The sequence below is a fragment of the Klebsiella sp. JB_Kp004 genome, assembly GCF_040065795.1.
Taxonomy (GTDB): Bacteria; Pseudomonadota; Gammaproteobacteria; order Enterobacterales; family Enterobacteriaceae; genus Klebsiella; species Klebsiella quasipneumoniae.
Genome location: NZ_JBEAKW010000042.1, coordinates 36,457 through 52,649, shown reverse-complemented (window position 1 = coordinate 52,649; position 16,193 = coordinate 36,457). Strand labels below are relative to the sequence as shown.

Here is a 16,193-nt window from a genome sequence, read left to right as displayed (position 1 = left end):
GTTATAGAGAGAGGCTGGCGCGAGCGCCGGCTTAATCGGCATGTCCGGCCAGCACCAGCCCGGTGGCGACCGCATTGCGCGGCCCTTCTGTTCCCCGAATGTTGCCCTGCCCGGCGACCACGCCGTAGTGCGACAGGGCGTCGGTGATAAGCTGCGGGATCTCAAAATCCAGCGATGAGCCGCCCACCAGCACCACAAAAGCGATATCGCGAATGGAACCGCCGGGGGAGACCTGGCGCAGCGCGCGCAGGCAGTTGGTAACAAACACTTTCTCCTTCGCCTGGCGGCGCACAAGACGAATTTTTTCCAGCGGGCTGGCGTTATCGATCGGCACCAGTTCGCCCTCCTTGATGTACACCACTTTGGCGAACACCGCCGGGCTGAGGGCTTCCCGGAAGAACTCCACTGCGCCATTCTCGTGGCGGATACTGAACAGGCTTTCCACTTTGGCCAGCGGGTATTTTTTTATCGCTTCCGCCTGCGAAAGATCCTCGAGACCCAGCTCGGTTTTAATCAGCAGGCTGACCATATTTCCCGCCCCGGCGAGATGCACCGCGGCGATCTGCCCCTCCGCGCTGACGATCGCCGCATCCGTCGAACCGGCGCCGAGGTCGAGGATCGCCAGCGGCGCCGCACAGCCCGGCGTGGTTAACGCCCCGGCGATGGCCATGTTGGCTTCCACGCCGCCCACGACCACCTCAGTCTGGAGTCGGGCGCTCAGCTCACGGGCGATAACCTGCATCTGCAGACGATCCGATTTCACCATCGCCGCTATCCCGACGGCATTCTCCATGGCGCACTCCCCAGCCATCCCGCCCTGCACCTTGCGCGGAACAAATGTATCCACCGCCAGCAGATCCTGGATGTGGATCGCGCTCATCTCATGGCCGGTCAGGGACGCCATCACCTTGCGCACCCGCTCGAGCATGCCGCCGGCGTGGGTGCCCGGTTCGCCGCGGATGTCGCGTACCGGAGCGCAGGCGCTTATCGCCTGCATGATCCCCTCCGCGCCCTCGGCGACATCGGCTTCTCCACGGCGCTTTTCGCCGCTGATGTAGATCTTGCCCGCCGGGATCACCCGCGACTGCACGTCGCCCTGGGGGGTCTTGAGCACCACCGCTGAGCGGTTGCCAATCAGCGCGCGGGCGATGGGGACGATGGCCTGGGTCTCCTCCGGGCTCAGCCCAAAGAAGGTGGCGATGCCGTAGGGATTCGACAGGATCCGCACCACCTGCCCCGGCGCGGCTACCTCCACCGCCGCCATCACCCCCTCGGGCACGTGCTCAAGGAGCGTCACTTCATCCACCACCGGCAGGGTTTTGCGCAGGCGGTTGTTCACCAGCACGCCGTCGTCCTTTTTGAGGATCGCCGCCACCACGTTGATCCCGCGGTCGATCGCCTCATTGAGCCACCACACGGCGTCAAGGAAATCGACAGCGTCGTCAATCAGCGCGATCCACCCCTCGGCATACTGCGCCGCCGGCAGCGTCGCCAGCCGGCCGAGGGCGATGGTCGTCCCCACGCCGACGCCCACCCCGCCCGGGGTCTGCGGGTTATGACCGATCATGGTTGACTCGGTGATAATGGTCTCGGTGATGGTCTCCATCGCCACATCGCCAATGACCGGCGCGGCTTCGTTAAGATAGATGCGAGACACATCGCGCATTGACCATGGCGTTTTCGCCAGAGCCTGCTCCAGCGCGGCGAGGGTCCCGGCGATATTGTCCCGCGTCCCTTTCATGCCCGTCGTCGCGACGATCCCGCTGGCAACAAACGTCCTCGCCTGCGGGTCGTCGGACGCCAGCGCCACCTCGGTGGTGGCGTTGCCGATATCAATCCCGGCTATTAACGGCATGCTGACCTCCGCTTAGCTTCCTTTACGCAGCTTATGCCGCTGCTGATACACTTCCGCCGCCTCCCGGACAAAGGCGGCATTCACCGTCGCATGCCAGGTGTGCTCCAGCTCGTCGGCGATCGCCAGCAGCTCCGCCTGCGAGGAGCGGAACGGGCGCAGCGCGTTATAGATAGCCAGAATGCGCTCGTCAGGGATGGCAATAAGCTCCGCCGCGCGGCGAAAATTGCGCGCCACCGCATGGCGCTGCATCTGCTCGGCAATCTGCGCCTGGTACTCAAGGGTTTGCCGGGAGATCCGCACATCCTGCGGGCCCACCTCGCCAGAGAGCACTTTCTCGAGGGTGATGTCGGTCAATGGTTTGCCGGTGGGCGTCAGGATATGCTCCGGGCAGCGGGTGGCTAACGGATAATCCTGCACGCGCATGGTTTTCTCGCTCATGGTCACTCCCTTACTAAGTCGACGTGCAGGGAGACGGGCTCGGCGTCCTGCACCACATGTTTGGTCTCTTTGATATGAAACAGGGCGGCTTTGGCCATAAATTTCGGCCGCACCATCTGGTCGTTCACCACCGGCACCGGCGAAGGTGACTCGTTGCGCGCATAGCGCGCGGCGTTTTTGCCAATCTGCCGGTAGGTCTCCAGCGTCAGCAGCGGCGCCTGGGAGAACAGCTCCAGGTTGCTGAGCGGCAGCAGATCGCGCTGATGGATGACCGTGGTCCCCTTCGACTGGATACCGATGCCGATCCCGGATCCGCTCAGGTTCGCCGCATCCCAGGCCATAAAGGAGACGTCGGACGTGCGCAAAATGCGCACCACTCGGGCGTGAAGTCCCTCTTCCTCCACCCCGGCAATCAGCTCTTTAAGGATCGCGCCATGGGGCATATCGATCAGGGTGTGATGCTGGTGTTTATCGAAGGCGGGGCCGACGCCGATCACCACTTCATCGGCGCGTTCATCGGCAGAAGCCGCCCCGCCCTCGCGGGTTTTCAGGGTAAAAGAGGACTGAATTTGGGTTGTCTGTTGCACAGGAATACCGCCTTATTCAATGGTGTCGGGCTGGACCACGCCCGGAATATTTTTGATCTCCGCCCAGCGTTCGGCGGAGATGCGATAGCCGGTGCCCGGCCCCTGATAGTCATTGATGTCGTTGACCGCGCTCACCACCTCGAACTGTCGATCGAGAATGGCCGAGGTCTGCAGGTAATCGCCGGTGACCCGCTGGCGCAGCATATTGAGAATATTGCTGGCGATATCCTCAAAGCCGCTGCGGCTCAGCGCGCCGACAATATCGAGGCCGGTAATATTGCGCTTCATCATCTCTTCCACCGCGCTCAGGTCCTCCACCACGTTACGCGGCGGCATCTCGTTGCTGCCGTGCGCGTAGGTGGCGGCCTCCACCTCCTCGTCGGCGATCGGCGGCAGCCCCAGCTCGCGAAAGACCGCCTGGATCGCCCGCGCCGCTTTCTGGCGAATGGCGATGGTTTCCGCCTCGGTCACTGGACGCAGTCCGCCGTCAACCATCAGGTCGCGCTGCAGGATGTTGTAATCATCAAAATCTTCCGCATCGAAGTTCGAGCCGGCGAACATGTTGTCGTAGTTCGGCACCGCACTGTAGCCGGAGAAAATAAAGTCGGTGCCCGGCAGCATCTGCATCAGGGTGCGCGCGGTGCGGCGGATATCCGAGTGGGAGAAGGTCTGGTCGTTGGCCGAGGCCACTTCGAGGTCGAGCATGGAGGCGATCAGATTTTCCGCCAGCACCGCCCGAATGCCCGAGGGCACGGCGCCGGTCATGCCGATGCAGCTCACCGCCCCGTTCTGTAGACCCTGCACCCCGGCGCCTTTGGTAATGAAGATGCAACGCGATTCGAGGTAGAGCATCGACTTGCTCTCCGAATAGCCCATCAGCGCTTCGGAGCCGGTGCCGGAGGTGTAGCGCATTTTCAGCCCCCGGGAGGCGTAGGCCGAGGCGAGGAACGCCTTTGACCATGGGGTGTCATCGCCGTCGGTAAATACCGCCTCGGTGCCGTAGACTGACACCGTCTCGGCGTAACTGGTTAAGCCACGCATGCCCAGCTCCAGCTCGGTGGCCTCTTCCACCGAGCATTGCGTCAACACGCCGGGGCGGCCGCACTGCGAGCCGACCAGCAGCGCCAGGGCGTTGAACGGGGCATAGCGCGCAATACCGACCGTGGTCTCCTGCTCGGAGAAGCCGCGGATCCCGGCCTCGGCGGCGTCGGCGGCAATCTGCACCGGATTATCCTTCAGGTTGGTGACATGGCACTGGTTGGAGGGCGTTCGGCGGGCGCGCATCTTTTGCAGCGCCATCATCATCTCCACCACGTTCATCTGCGCCATGACTTCAACCGCTTTGGCCGGGGTGATGGCGGTGGTGATGGCGATGATCTCCTCCCGGCTGACGTGGATATCCACCAGCATGCGGGCTATCTCCAACGCCTCCAGACGCATCGCCTGCTCCGTGCGCTCAATGTTGATCGCGTAGTCGGCGATAAACCGGTCGATCATATCAAACTGGTCCCGGCGCTTGCCGTCCAGCTCGACGATCCGACCGTTTTCCACTTTGACCGACGAGACCGGGTCAAAGGGGCTTTCCATGGCGATCAGTCCCTCTTCAGGCCACTCGCCAATCAGCCCGTCCTGATTGACGGGGCGCTGGGCCAGTACTGCAAATCGTTTTGATCTTTTCATTGTTCATGGGCTCAAAAGGTGAAATCCGCAGACGGTAGCGAACACGCCGGGCCAGCGTCGCTGCCCGCCCGGCCATTACCGGCAATAGCGGAACTTTAAAGGAGCCCCTGGTGAAAAAAATAAAATTAATTTTGTTTCAATCTGGCACGTTATATCGGCAAACAGTTTCACTATGAAACCCCGCCGCAACGGTTAAAATAAAAAATGTGATCGCCCGCATTGATAGAAATCAATTAATAAAAAAAGCCCGCCACCGCGTTTTTCTGAGGCCTTTTTAGACCTGTTGACTAAATCATGGCGGGCGACAAAATAACGCTGAGAAAAATAAATTAAGCCAACCGCGTGGCGATAGTTTTTTTACTTTCGCCCCCTACTGACTATTCGCGTCAGCATTACCCTGGCGCGGGAGATAATCATGAACAAGAGCCAACACATTCAGACTATCACCCTGGTCGCCGCCCAGAAAATGGCGGCGGCAGTGGAGAAAAAAGCTAATGAGATCAACGTAGCGGTGGTATTTTCCGTGGTTGACCGCGGCGGCAACACGCTGCTTGTCCAGCGGATGGACGAAGCCTTTGTCTCCAGCTGCGATATTTCGTTGAATAAAGCCTGGAGCGCCTGCAGCCTGAAACAAGGCACCCATGAAATTACGCCAGCGGTTCAGCCCGGACAATCTCTGTATGGTCTGCAGCTGACCAATCAACAGCGAATCATTATTTTTGGCGGCGGCCTGCCGGTTATTTTAAATCAGCAGGTAATTGGTGCCGTCGGCGTTAGCGGCGGTACGGTCGAGCAGGATCAATTATTAGCCCAGTGCGCCCTGGATTGTTTTTCCGCATTATAACCTGAAGCGAGAAGGTATATTATGAGCTATCGTATGTTTGATTATCTGGTGCCAAACGTTAACTTTTTTGGCCCCAACGCTATTTCCGTGGTCGGTGAACGCTGCAAGCTGCTGGGGGGTAAAAAAGCCCTGCTGGTTACCGACAAAGGCCTGCGGGCGATAAAAGATGGCGCGGTGGATAAAACTCTGCATTATCTGCGAGAGGCCGGTATCGAGGTGGCGATCTTTGACGGCGTCGAGCCGAACCCGAAAGACACCAACGTGCGCGACGGTCTCGCCGTGTTTCGCCGCGAGCAGTGCGACCTTATCGTCACCGTGGGCGGCGGCAGCCCGCACGACTGCGGCAAAGGCATCGGTATCGCCGCCACCCATGAGGGCGATCTTTATCAGTATGCCGGGATTGAGACCCTGACCAACCCGCTGCCGCCCATCGTCGCGGTCAACACCACCGCCGGCACCGCCAGCGAGGTCACCCGCCACTGCGTCCTGACCAACACCCAAACCAAAGTGAAGTTTGTGATCGTCAGCTGGCGCAACCTGCCGTCGGTCTCCATCAACGATCCGCTGCTGATGATCGGCAAACCGGCCGCCCTGACCGCGGCGACCGGGATGGATGCCCTGACCCACGCCGTAGAGGCCTATATCTCTAAAGACGCCAACCCGGTGACTGACGCCGCCGCCATGCAGGCGATCCGCCTCATCGCCCGCAACCTGCGCCAGGCCGTCGCCCTCGGCAGCAATCTTCAGGCGCGGGAAAACATGGCCTACGCCTCTCTGCTGGCCGGGATGGCCTTCAATAACGCCAACCTCGGTTATGTGCACGCCATGGCGCATCAGCTGGGCGGGCTGTACGACATGCCGCACGGCGTGGCCAACGCCGTCCTGCTGCCGCACGTGGCTCGCTATAACCTGATCGCCAACCCGGAAAAATTCGCCGATATCGCCGAACTGATGGGCGAAAATATCGCCGGACTGTCGACCCTCGATGCGGCGGAAAAAGCTATCGCCGCCATCGCGCGTCTGTCGATGGATATCGGGATTCCGCAGCATCTGCGCGATCTGGGGGTGAAAGAGGCCGACTTCCCGTACATGGCGGAGATGGCCCTGAAAGACGGCAACGCGTTCTCGAACCCGCGTAAGGGCAACGAGCAGGAGATTGCCGCGATTTTCCGCCAGGCATTCTGAGTGTTAACGAGGGGACCATCATGTCGCTTTCACCGCCGGGCGTACGCCTGTTTTACGATCCGCGCGGGCACTATGCCTGCGCCATCAATGAGCTGTGCTGGGGGCTGGAGGAGCAGGGGGTCCCCTGCCAGACCGTATCCTGCGACGAAGGCGGTGACGCCGGTACGCTGAGCGCCCTGGCGGCCAGAAGCTCGACGCTGCGGGTGGGCATTGGGCTCAGCGCAGCCGGCGAGATCGCGCTAACCCATGCCCAGCTGCCGGCGGACGCGCCGCTGGCGACCGGGCACGTCACCGATAGCCGCGATCATCTGCGTACGCTCGGCGCCAACGCCGGGCAGCTGGTGAAAGTCCTGCCGTTAAGTGAGAGAAGCTGAATGTACCGTATCTATACCCGCACCGGAGATAAAGGCACCACCGCCCTGTACGGCGGCAGCCGCATCGAGAAAGACCATATTCGCGTCGAGGCCTACGGCACCGTCGATGAACTGATATCCCAGCTGGGCGTCTGCTACGCCACCACCCGCGACGCCGGGCTGCGGGCAAGTCTGCATCAGATTCAGGAGACGCTGTTCGCGCTGGGGGCCGAACTGGCCAGCGATGCGCGGGGCCTGGTCCGCCTGAGCCAGACGATCGGCGAGGAGGAGATCGCCGCCCTGGAGCGACTTATCGACCGCAATATGGCCGAAAGCGGCCCCCTGAAACAGTTTGTGATCCCGGGGAAGAATCTCGCCTCCGCCCAGCTGCACGTGGCGCGCACCCTGGCCCGTCGGCTGGAACGTCTGCTGACGGCCATGGACCGCTCGCACCCTCTGCGCGACGCGCTCAAACGCTACAGCAATCGTCTGTCGGACGCCCTGTTCTCCATGGCGCGTATCGAGGAGACTAGGCCTGATGCTTGCGCTTGAACTGGCTGGCGTCGATATCGTACTGCTTCATTTTGCGCCACAGGGTGGTGCGGCCGATATTCAGCAGTTGCGACATCTCCTGCACCCGCCCGCTGGTCACCCGGGCGGCGTGGATGATGGCCTCTTTTTCGATGGCGCTAAAGGTCAGGCTGGCCGGCAGCAGCGATGAGCCGCTATCGGCACCCGGCCGATCGGAAAAGAGATATTCCGGCAGGTTGCTCAGGCGAATGTGGCCGTTATCGCTGCTGATGGCGATGTTCTCTATCACGCTGTTAAGCTCAAAATCATTTCCCGGCCACGAGTAGGCCACCAGCTGGGCCAGCGCGTCATCGTCCACTTTCAGCCGGGAAGAGAAACGCTTCTCCAGGCTTTTCAGCCGGTTATGCACCAGCGACGGGATACTGTTGCGCCGGGCGCGCAGCGGCGGAATGACGATCTCGAAAGAGTGCAGCGCATAGTACAGCTGGCGGCTAAAGCGGTTCTGTTCCACCAGGTTGGCCAGATCGACGGTGGTGGTGGCGATCACCTTCACATCCACCGGGATCAGGCGGCGGGCGTCGAGGCGGGTAAGCACTCCCTGCTTAATCACCTGCAGCAGGGCGGACTGCAGCTCCGGCGCCAGATACTCAATTTTTTCCAGAAACAGGGTGCCGCCGTTGGCCAGCTCAAGGCGGCTCAGGCGGCCATTTTCATCATCGGTGGGGGCGCTCCCCATAAAGTCCTGGCCCAGCACGCTGTCGGCATACAGCTGGCAGTTGACGGCGATGTAGGGGCCGCCCGCCCGCTCGCTTTCATTGTGGATGGCCTGGCTCAGCAGCTCTTTCCCCACCCCCTCTTCACCGCACAGCAGTACCGGAAAGCCGCCGCGCGCCGCCTGGCGGCCAAAGTGGATCAGCCGCCGGGTTTCCGGATCGTCGGCTGACATCTGCTCAAAGGTGTGGCTGACTTTGCCCAGTTGGCTGGTCATCAGCTGCCGCATCTGCTCCACCGGGTGCAGCAGCAGAATAAAGCTGTTGCCTTGCGACTCGACAATCGGTTTTAAGGTGATCACCGCGTCGATAAACTGGTGCTGGCTTTCAAAGGTGACTTCAACGTGATTCAGGCCGCGGGCGTGTTTGATGGCGCGGCGCAGCAGCGCCGGCAGGGTCACCAGATCGGCGATATTTTTTCCCTGGCTGGCCTGGGCATCAAGATGCAGCAGTCTCGCCGCCTGAACATTGAGAAATTGCAGTACCCCCTGTTCGTTCCACGCCATCACCCCGTCGTCCATGCTCTCCAGCAGGCCGTACATCTGATTAAGGTGGCGGTTGGATTCCGCCAGCAGGCTGTCGGTGAGCAGGGAATTGCCCACCTCGCGGGCGATGGCCAGCGTCAGGGAGAGGTCGGCGCTGGACTGGTGCTCCACCAGACAGCAAAGCGAGATAGAGCCGAACAGCCGCCCGTGGTTATCGAACACCGGCGTCGAACAAAAGCTCCATGGTTGCAGGGCCTGCTTAAAATGCCGATCGCCGGCGGTGTTGATCGGCTGCCCCTGCATCGCGGCCAGCGACAGCGCGCAGGTGCCGATAATGCTCTCCGCGCAGTAGCTGCCGTCGCGAAACCCCAGGTCAGCCAGCTGCGCCAGCGTTTGCGGTTCGCCGCAGCGGCTCAGAATACAGGCGGTCTCATCAAGGATAAACAGCGCGCAGGGGCGACCGTCCATAAACTCCCAGGCGTCCTCCAGCGCCGCCTGACCGATGGTCAGCAGCGCGGTTTTACGCCGACAGATCGAGTCAAAGGTCAGGCCCTGGGCCTGGTGCGGTTTTTGCCAGGTTTCGCGCTGCATAAACTTGCTGCAGCGATGCCATGACTGGGCGATGACGGAAGAGACCGCCTTCCCGGTATCCTGAGTCTGAACAGTCATACTGTTTTCCGCGTTTTACCATAGAGAACCCCTCCGGCAGCCGCTGCCAGAGGGGAGAAAGAAAGACCGCCGACCGGCGCCAGCGGTTTAGCCACCGCGAATTAACGCGCCAGCCACTGCTGGCCTAACAGATCGGCGGTGAGGATAGCGGCGTGCACGCTCTCCGGGGTCACCGCAAACGGCATATTGTGGATGGTTTCCCCTTCCGCGCAGGTGGCTTTCGCCACCGCGGCGATTTTCGCGTCGATCCCCTCTTTGACGCCCATCTGCGCGAGGGTCACCGGCAGGCCGACGCGCTGGCAGAAGCCCAGCACGGTTTCAATCTCGTCCATCGGGCTGTTCTGCAGCACCAGCTGCGCCAGGGTGCCGAAGGCCACTTTCTCGCCGTGATACAGGTGGTGGCACTCTTCCAGAATGGTGAAACCGTTGTGGATCGCGTGGGCGGCGGCCAGGCCGCTGCTTTCAAAGCCAATGCCGCTGAGGTAGGTGTTCGCTTCGATGATGCGCTCCAGCGCTTCGGTCACCACCCCGGCCTGCGCCGCCAGACGGGCCTTTTCGCCCTCCGCCAGCAGCGTATCATAGCACAGGCGGGCCAGGCTCAGCGCCGCCTCGGTGGACTGCCCCCCGGCCATACTGGTGGCGCGCGCATCGTAGCAGGCTTTGGCCTCAAACCAGGTGGAGAGCGCATCGCCCATGCCGGAGACCAGCAGGCGTACCGGCGCTTTGGCGATAATCGCCGTGTCCATCACCACCATATCCGGGTTTTTCGGATAGATCAGATACTCTTCAAACTCGCCCGCTTCGGTGTAGATCACCGACAGCGCGCTGGTCGGCGCATCGGTCGAAGCGATGGTCGGGATCACCACCACCGGCAGCTTCTGGTAGTAACCGATCGCCTTCGCGGTATCGAGGGTTTTACCGCCGCCGATGCCAACCACGCCGCGGCAGCCCTGTTTTTGCAAAATCGCCATCAGGCGGTTAATTTCCGCATGGCTGCATTCGCCGTTAAACCGTTCTGCATGGCAGCGAATATCGTGACTCTGCAGGCCATTCACCACTTTCTCCCCCGCCAGCTTCATCACGAAGTCGTCAGCGATGACGAAGAAGCTCTCCGCCAGGTTTTTGGCATATTGACCGAACAGGACAGCAGCATCAGGACCCTGAAGATATTTGGCTGGAGATTGAATAACTTTTAGCATTCCTTTCACCCTCAAATAAGTGCGCATGTAGACATGATGAGCCCTGGCGTTATCCGCGCCGGCCGGTAAAGCGCGGCCTCAACGGAATGTACCGGAGCAGTGCGATCACTGTAGGGCCGGCACGGAACAAAAAAATCTTTCGCCTTTTTGTTCTGATTTGAAACACAGGTTAAATTTTTACGTTCCATATTGGAACAAAAAACCCTAGTCTTCGTCAGGATTGCGATCCCGATCCGCTCCTCTGCCGCATAATTCCCTTACCATCCCCCTTTAGCGGCAGGCTTTTTCCCCACAGCCGGGGGAAATTTAGCAAAAAATTTTTTTCCGCCCGCTGCGCCAGCCGCGATGACCGGCGCTTAAGGCAGAGGAAAAAAAGCGCGCCAGCTCGCATTTTCACCGTTTCCTTAGCAAAAACGTTCCATAAAGAAACAAAATCAGCAGGTGATGTTTCGTAATGAAACCCGATCGCCGGGGCATTCTTTTTTTCGTCCACTCAGCCAGAATCATCATATCGCCAGGCACGCTGCACCGTCAGACGATACCCCTACGCGATGACCGCCTCCGCCAGCAGAGAGGCCGCATCGAACCTTCTCCAACGGAGCACTGAATAATGAAAAAGCTGATTAACCGTGTTGAAGATGTACTGAATGAACAATTACAGGGGCTGGCTAAAGCCCACCCGCAGCTGACCCTGCACCAGGACCCGCTGTACGTCACCCGCGCCGACGCGCCGGTGGCCGGCAAGGTCGCCCTCCTCTCCGGCGGCGGCAGCGGCCATGAGCCGATGCACTGCGGCTATATCGGCCAGGGGATGCTCTCTGGCGCCTGCCCGGGGGAAATCTTCACCTCGCCGACGCCGGATAAAATGTTCGAATGCGCGATGCAGATTGACGGCGGCGAAGGCGTCCTGCTGATTATCAAAAACTACACCGGCGACATCCTGAACTTCGAAACCGCCACCGAGCTGCTGCATGAGAGCGGCATTAAAGTCACCACCGTGGTGGTCGACGACGACGTGGCGGTGAAAGACAGTCTCTATACCGCAGGCCGCCGCGGCGTCGCCAATACCGTTCTGATCGAAAAACTGGTCGGCGCTGCCGCCGAGCGCGGCGATTCGCTGGAGGCCTGCGCTGAACTGGGGCGCCGCCTGAATAATCTCGGCCACTCCATTGGCATCGCCCTCGGCGCCTGCACCGTACCGGCCGCCGGACAACCCTCCTTTACCCTGCAGGACGATGAAATGGAGTTCGGCGTCGGCATTCACGGCGAGCCGGGCATCGACCGCCGTCGCTTCAGCTCGCTGGACCAAACCGTCGATGAGATGTTCGATACCCTGCTGGAGAATGGCGCCTACAACCGCACGCTGCGCCAGTGGGATACCGTTAAGGGCGCGTGGCAGGAAGTGAAGCAGAGCAAAACCGCGCTACAAAACGGCGACCGGGTCATCGCCATGGTCAATAACCTCGGCGCCACGCCGCTGTCCGAACTGTACGGCGTCTATCACCGGCTCGCCCAGCGCTGTGAAGCGTCCGGCATCATCATCGAACGCAACCTCGTCGGCAGCTACTGCACCTCGCTGGATATGGCGGGCTTCTCCATCACCCTGCTGAAAGTGGATGATGAGACGCTGGCGCTATGGGACGCCCCGGTTCATACCCTGGCGCTGAACTGGGGAAACTAAGGAGCACGACATGTCACTGAACAGAATGCAAATCGTCGACTGGCTGTACCGCTGCGGCGATATCTTCACCAAAGAGAGCGATTTTCTCACCGGCCTCGATAAAGAGATCGGCGATGCCGACCACGGCCTGAATATGCACCGCGGGTTCAGCAAGGTGGTGGAAAAGCTGCCGTCGATTGCCGATAAAGATATTGGCTTTATCCTCAAAAACACCGGCATGACGCTGCTCTCCAACGTCGGCGGCGCCAGCGGCCCGCTGTTCGGCACCTTCTTCATTCGCGCCGCGCAGGTCACTCAGGCCCACCAGAGCCTGACCCTCGACGAACTGTACCTGATGATCCGCGAAGGCGCGGACGGCGTCGTCAACCGCGGTAAAGCGGAGCCAGGGGATAAAACCATGTGCGACGTCTGGCTGCCGGTGGTGGACTCCCTGCGCCAGTCCAGCGAGCAGCATCTGTCGATCGCCGCCGCGCTGGATGCCGCCTGCAAAGCAGCGGAGGCCGGCGCCCACAGCACCATCACCATGCAGGCGCGCAAAGGCCGCGCCAGCTACCTTGGCGAACGCAGCATCGGCCATCAGGATCCGGGCGCCACGTCAGTGATGTTTATGATGCAGATGCTGGCCGCCGCGGCCAAAGAGTAAGGAAATCGCGATGGTAAACCTGGTTATTGTTTCTCATAGCGCCCGGCTGGGCGAAGGTGTCGGAGAACTGGCCCGGCAGATGTTAATCAACGACGGCTGCAAGCTGGCGATCGCCGCCGGGATCGACGATCCCGACAGCCCGATCGGCACCGATCCGATCAAGGTCATGGAAGCGATCGAATCCGTCGCCGATACCGACCACGTGCTGGTGATGATGGATATCGGCAGCGCGTTGCTCAGCGCCGAGACCGCCCTCGACCTGCTCGATCCGGCGATTGCCGCGAAGGTGCGGCTGTGCGCCGCGCCGCTGGTGGAGGGGACGCTGGCGGCCACCGTCAGCGCCGCCTCCGGCGCCGGGATCGACAAAGTGATCGCCGACGCCATGAACGCCCTGGAGGCCAAACGGATCCAGCTGGGTTTACCTTCGCCAACCCCTGACGCCGCCCCGGCGCCGACGCTTGCCGACGATGGCGACAGCAAGTCCGTTGCGGTCGTCATACAGAACCACAACGGCCTGCACGTGCGTCCGGCGTCGAAGCTGGTCGCCGCGCTGGCGGGCTTTAACGCCGATCTGCTGCTGGAGAAAAACGGGAAGTGCGTCAAACCGGACAGCCTCAACCAAATCGCACTGCTGCAGGTGCGGCGCAACGATAAGCTGCGCCTGCTGGCCCGCGGGCCAGAGGCCGATGCGGCGCTGGCGGCGTTTCAGGCGCTGGCCGCCGATAACTTCGGCGAATCGCCTGCGGCGCAACCGGCAGCGGCCCCGGCCGCCCCCGAGCGCGTCGAAGGCATCGCGCTGCGCTATCCGCTGGCCCTGATCCAGCCGGTCCGCCCGGCCGCCGCCGATGTCGCCCGCGAGCAGCAGCGGCTGCGCCGGGCTATCGACCAGACGCTGGCGGATCTCACTGCCCTGACTGAGCTGGCGGAGAATAAATTTAACGCCGATATCGCGGCGATTTTCGCCGGGCACCACACCCTGCTCGACGATGAGGATCTGTTTGATGCCGCCAACGATCGTCTGCTCACCGAGCCGTGCTCGGCGGAATGGGCGTGGCATCAGGTGCTGATGGAGCTCAGCCAGCAGTATCGCCAGCTGGATGACCCCTATCTCCAGGCGCGCTATATCGATATCGAAGATATTCTGCAGCGCACCCTGCGCCATCTGCAGGACGTGCAGGAAACGCTGCCGACGCCCGGCGAGCCGACCATTATTATCGCTGACAACATGTTCCCATCGGCCGTCCTGCAACTGGATGCCAGCCGCGTGAAAGGCCTGTGCCTGCGCGACGGCAGCGAACAGGCCCACGGCGCGATTATCGCCCGCGCGGCGGGGATCGCCTGGCTATGTCAGCAGGGCGAGGCGCTGAACAGCGTGCAGCCCGGCGAGCCCATCGCGCTCGATATGCGCCGCCAGCGCCTTATCCGTTACTAAATCCACTTTGTCCGTTACCGCTCCGGAGGCCTGCCTCCGGAGGGTGAGTTTTCGCTTACTCTTCAGGAACCACTATGTCTCAATTCTTTTTTAACCAGCGCGCCAGCCTCGTCAACGATGTGATTGAGGGAACCATCATCGCCAGTCCGTGGAACAACCTCGCCCGGCTGGAGAGCGACCCGGCGATCCGGGTGGTGGTCCGTCGCGACCTGAATAAAAACAACGTGGCGGTGATCGCCGGCGGCGGCGCCGGCCACGAACCGGCGCACGTCGGCTTTATTGGTAAAGGCATGCTGACCGCCGCGGTTTGTGGCGATCTGTTCGCCTCGCCGAGCGTCGACGCGGTGCTTACCGCCATTCAGGCGGTGACCGGCGAGGCGGGCTGCCTGCTGATCGTAAAAAACTATACCGGCGACCGGCTGAACTTCGGCCTCGCGGCGGAGAAAGCGCGCCGTCTCGGCTACAACGTGGAAATGCTGATCGTCGGCGACGACATTTCGCTGCCGGAAAACAAACAGCCGCGCGGCATCGCCGGTACGCTGTTCGTCCATAAGGTGGCGGGCTATTTTGCCGAGCGCGGCTGCAATCTCGCCACCGTTCTGCGCGAAGCGCAGTACGCCGCCAACCACACCGCCAGCATCGGGGTGGCGCTGGCCAGCTGCCATCTGCCGCAGGAGGCGGACAGCGTGCCGCGCCATCAGGCCGGCCATGCCGAGCTGGGAATGGGCATCCACGGCGAACCTGGCGCCTCCACCATCGCCACGCAAAACAGTGCGGACATTGTCAACCTGATGGTGGAAAAACTGACCGCCGCCTTGCCGGAAACCGGCCGTCTGGCGGTGATGCTCAATAATCTCGGCGGCGTGTCGGTGGCCGAAATGGCGATCCTGACCCGCGAACTGGCCAACACGCCGCTGCAGGCGCGCGTTGACTGGTTGATTGGCCCGGCCTCGCTGGTGACGGCCCTGGATATGAAGGGTTTCTCGCTGAGCGCCATCGTGTTGGAAGAGAGTATTGAGAAAGCGCTGCTGGCGGATGTGGAAACCGCCGGCTGGCCGCGGCCGGTGCAGCCGCGGACGGTTAACATCATGCCGTCCACTCTCGCCAGCCCGCGCGTCGACTTTACGCCTTCGGCCAACCCGCAGGTAGGTGATTACGTGGCCCAGGTGACCGGCACCCTCGTCGGGCTTGAAGACCATCTCAACGCGCTGGATGCCAAAGTGGGCGATGGCGATACCGGCTCCACCTTCGCCGCCGGGGCGCGTGAGATTGCCGACCTGCTGCAGCGCCAGCAGCTGCCGCTGAACGATCTGCCCACGCTGTTCGCGCTCACGGGCGAACGCCTGACGGTGGTGATGGGCGGCTCCAGCGGGGTATTGATGTCGATCTTCTTCACCGCTGCCGGGCAGAAGCTGGGGCAAGGCGCCAGCGTGGCCGAGGCGCTGAGCGCCGGTCTGGAGCAGATGAAATTTTACGGCGGCGCCGAGGAAGGCGACCGGACAATGATCGACGCGCTGCAGCCAGCGCTGGCGGCGCTGCTCGACGAACCCGAGAACCTGCAGGCCGCTTTTGCCGCGGCGCAGGCCGGCGCGGATCGCACTTGCCAGTCGGGCAAAGCCGGCGCCGGACGAGCGTCCTATCTCAACAGCGACAGCCTGCTCGGCAACATGGACCCTGGCGCCCACGCGGTGGCGATGGTGTTTAAAGCGCTGGCGGAACGATAAACTTTCCCCGGTGGCGCAGCGCTTACCGGGGCAACGTCCCACCGCCAAAAGGCAGGTCGGGTAAGGCGTTAGCCGCCACCCGACAAAAACGGCACCGCGGATAGCCCGGATAAGACG

At 61.8% G+C, this 16,193-nt stretch carries 15 protein-coding genes; 9 read left to right on the top strand and 6 right to left on the bottom strand.

Going from position 1 to position 16,193, the window contains the following annotated elements; translation table 11 throughout:
• Positions 1 to 31: 31 nt before the first annotated feature.
• Genes ABLX76_RS18020 through ABLX76_RS18005 form a run of 4 tightly spaced genes read right to left on the bottom strand, consistent with a single transcriptional unit; the run spans position 32 to position 4,560 of the window.
• Complete coding sequence (locus ABLX76_RS18020) at positions 32 to 1,855, bottom strand: diol dehydratase reactivase subunit alpha (RefSeq protein ID WP_065882635.1); 1,824 nt, start codon at positions 1,853 to 1,855, stop codon at positions 32 to 34.
• A 12-nt stretch (positions 1,856 to 1,867) separates the two neighbouring features.
• The gene (locus ABLX76_RS18015) at positions 1,868 to 2,293 is read right to left on the bottom strand and encodes a glycerol dehydratase small subunit DhaB3 (RefSeq protein ID WP_023291057.1); all 426 of its coding nucleotides are present in this window, start codon (positions 2,291 to 2,293) and stop codon (positions 1,868 to 1,870) included.
• Positions 2,294 to 2,295: 2 nt separating this feature from the next.
• Entirely contained in the window at positions 2,296 to 2,880 is a 585-nt protein-coding gene (locus tag ABLX76_RS18010; RefSeq protein WP_348875008.1) for a propanediol/glycerol family dehydratase medium subunit, read from the bottom strand.
• A gap of 12 nt (positions 2,881 to 2,892) precedes the next feature.
• Positions 2,893 to 4,560, bottom strand: coding sequence for a propanediol/glycerol family dehydratase large subunit (locus ABLX76_RS18005; RefSeq protein ID WP_023291059.1), 1,668 nt, complete (start codon positions 4,558 to 4,560; stop codon positions 2,893 to 2,895).
• 415 nt (positions 4,561 to 4,975) lie between these two features.
• Between ABLX76_RS18005 and ABLX76_RS18000 the strand changes: the two genes are divergently transcribed.
• The 4 genes from ABLX76_RS18000 to ABLX76_RS17985 are packed head-to-tail and all read left to right on the top strand — an operon-like array spanning position 4,976 to position 7,494.
• The gene (locus ABLX76_RS18000) at positions 4,976 to 5,404 is read left to right on the top strand and encodes a heme-binding protein (protein WP_348875006.1); all 429 of its coding nucleotides are present in this window, start codon (positions 4,976 to 4,978) and stop codon (positions 5,402 to 5,404) included.
• Positions 5,405 to 5,425: 21 nt separating this feature from the next.
• Positions 5,426 to 6,589, top strand: coding sequence for a 1,3-propanediol dehydrogenase (dhaT, locus tag ABLX76_RS17995; protein WP_032454132.1), 1,164 nt, complete (start codon positions 5,426 to 5,428; stop codon positions 6,587 to 6,589).
• Positions 6,590 to 6,609: 20 nt separating this feature from the next.
• Positions 6,610 to 6,963 (top strand): glycerol dehydratase reactivase beta/small subunit family protein, encoded by a 354-nt coding sequence (locus ABLX76_RS17990; RefSeq protein ID WP_261902013.1) that lies wholly within the window; start codon positions 6,610 to 6,612, stop codon positions 6,961 to 6,963.
• Positions 6,964 to 7,494: a cob(I)yrinic acid a,c-diamide adenosyltransferase gene (locus ABLX76_RS17985; RefSeq protein ID WP_109546892.1), complete on the top strand. Its 531-nt coding sequence runs from the start codon at positions 6,964 to 6,966 to the stop codon at positions 7,492 to 7,494.
• On the opposite strand, the gene dhaR is transcribed toward ABLX76_RS17985, so the two are convergent.
• The gene (gene dhaR / locus ABLX76_RS17980; RefSeq protein ID WP_044524806.1) at positions 7,472 to 9,397 is read right to left on the bottom strand and encodes a dihydroxyacetone kinase operon transcriptional regulator DhaR; all 1,926 of its coding nucleotides are present in this window, start codon (positions 9,395 to 9,397) and stop codon (positions 7,472 to 7,474) included. The genes ABLX76_RS17985 and dhaR overlap by 23 nt on opposite strands.
• A 101-nt stretch (positions 9,398 to 9,498) precedes the next feature.
• Positions 9,499 to 10,596, bottom strand: coding sequence for a glycerol dehydrogenase (locus ABLX76_RS17975; protein WP_008806556.1), 1,098 nt, complete (start codon positions 10,594 to 10,596; stop codon positions 9,499 to 9,501).
• 251 nt (positions 10,597 to 10,847) lie between these two features.
• Here ABLX76_RS17975 and ABLX76_RS17970 point away from each other — a divergent pair, with 251 nt between their 5' ends.
• The 5 genes from ABLX76_RS17970 (at position 10,848) to ABLX76_RS17950 (ending at position 16,076) form a co-directional block, all read left to right on the top strand.
• Positions 10,848 to 11,051 carry a hypothetical protein gene (locus ABLX76_RS17970; RefSeq protein WP_065882674.1) on the top strand — a complete coding sequence of 68 codons (204 nt, stop codon included), beginning with the start codon at positions 10,848 to 10,850 and terminating at the stop codon, positions 11,049 to 11,051.
• A gap of 155 nt (positions 11,052 to 11,206) precedes the next feature.
• Entirely contained in the window at positions 11,207 to 12,277 is a 1,071-nt protein-coding gene (dhaK, locus tag ABLX76_RS17965) for a dihydroxyacetone kinase subunit DhaK (RefSeq protein ID WP_348875003.1), read from the top strand.
• Positions 12,278 to 12,287: 10 nt separating this feature from the next.
• The gene (gene dhaL, locus ABLX76_RS17960) at positions 12,288 to 12,920 is read left to right on the top strand and encodes a dihydroxyacetone kinase subunit DhaL (protein ID WP_086074934.1); all 633 of its coding nucleotides are present in this window, start codon (positions 12,288 to 12,290) and stop codon (positions 12,918 to 12,920) included.
• A 10-nt stretch (positions 12,921 to 12,930) separates the two neighbouring features.
• Positions 12,931 to 14,352 carry a dihydroxyacetone kinase phosphoryl donor subunit DhaM gene (gene dhaM, locus ABLX76_RS17955; protein WP_048335369.1) on the top strand — a complete coding sequence of 474 codons (1,422 nt, stop codon included), beginning with the start codon at positions 12,931 to 12,933 and terminating at the stop codon, positions 14,350 to 14,352.
• Positions 14,353 to 14,426: 74 nt separating this feature from the next.
• Positions 14,427 to 16,076: a glycerone kinase gene (locus tag ABLX76_RS17950; protein ID WP_348875001.1), complete on the top strand. Its 1,650-nt coding sequence runs from the start codon at positions 14,427 to 14,429 to the stop codon at positions 16,074 to 16,076.
• Positions 16,077 to 16,193 lie beyond the last annotated feature (117 nt).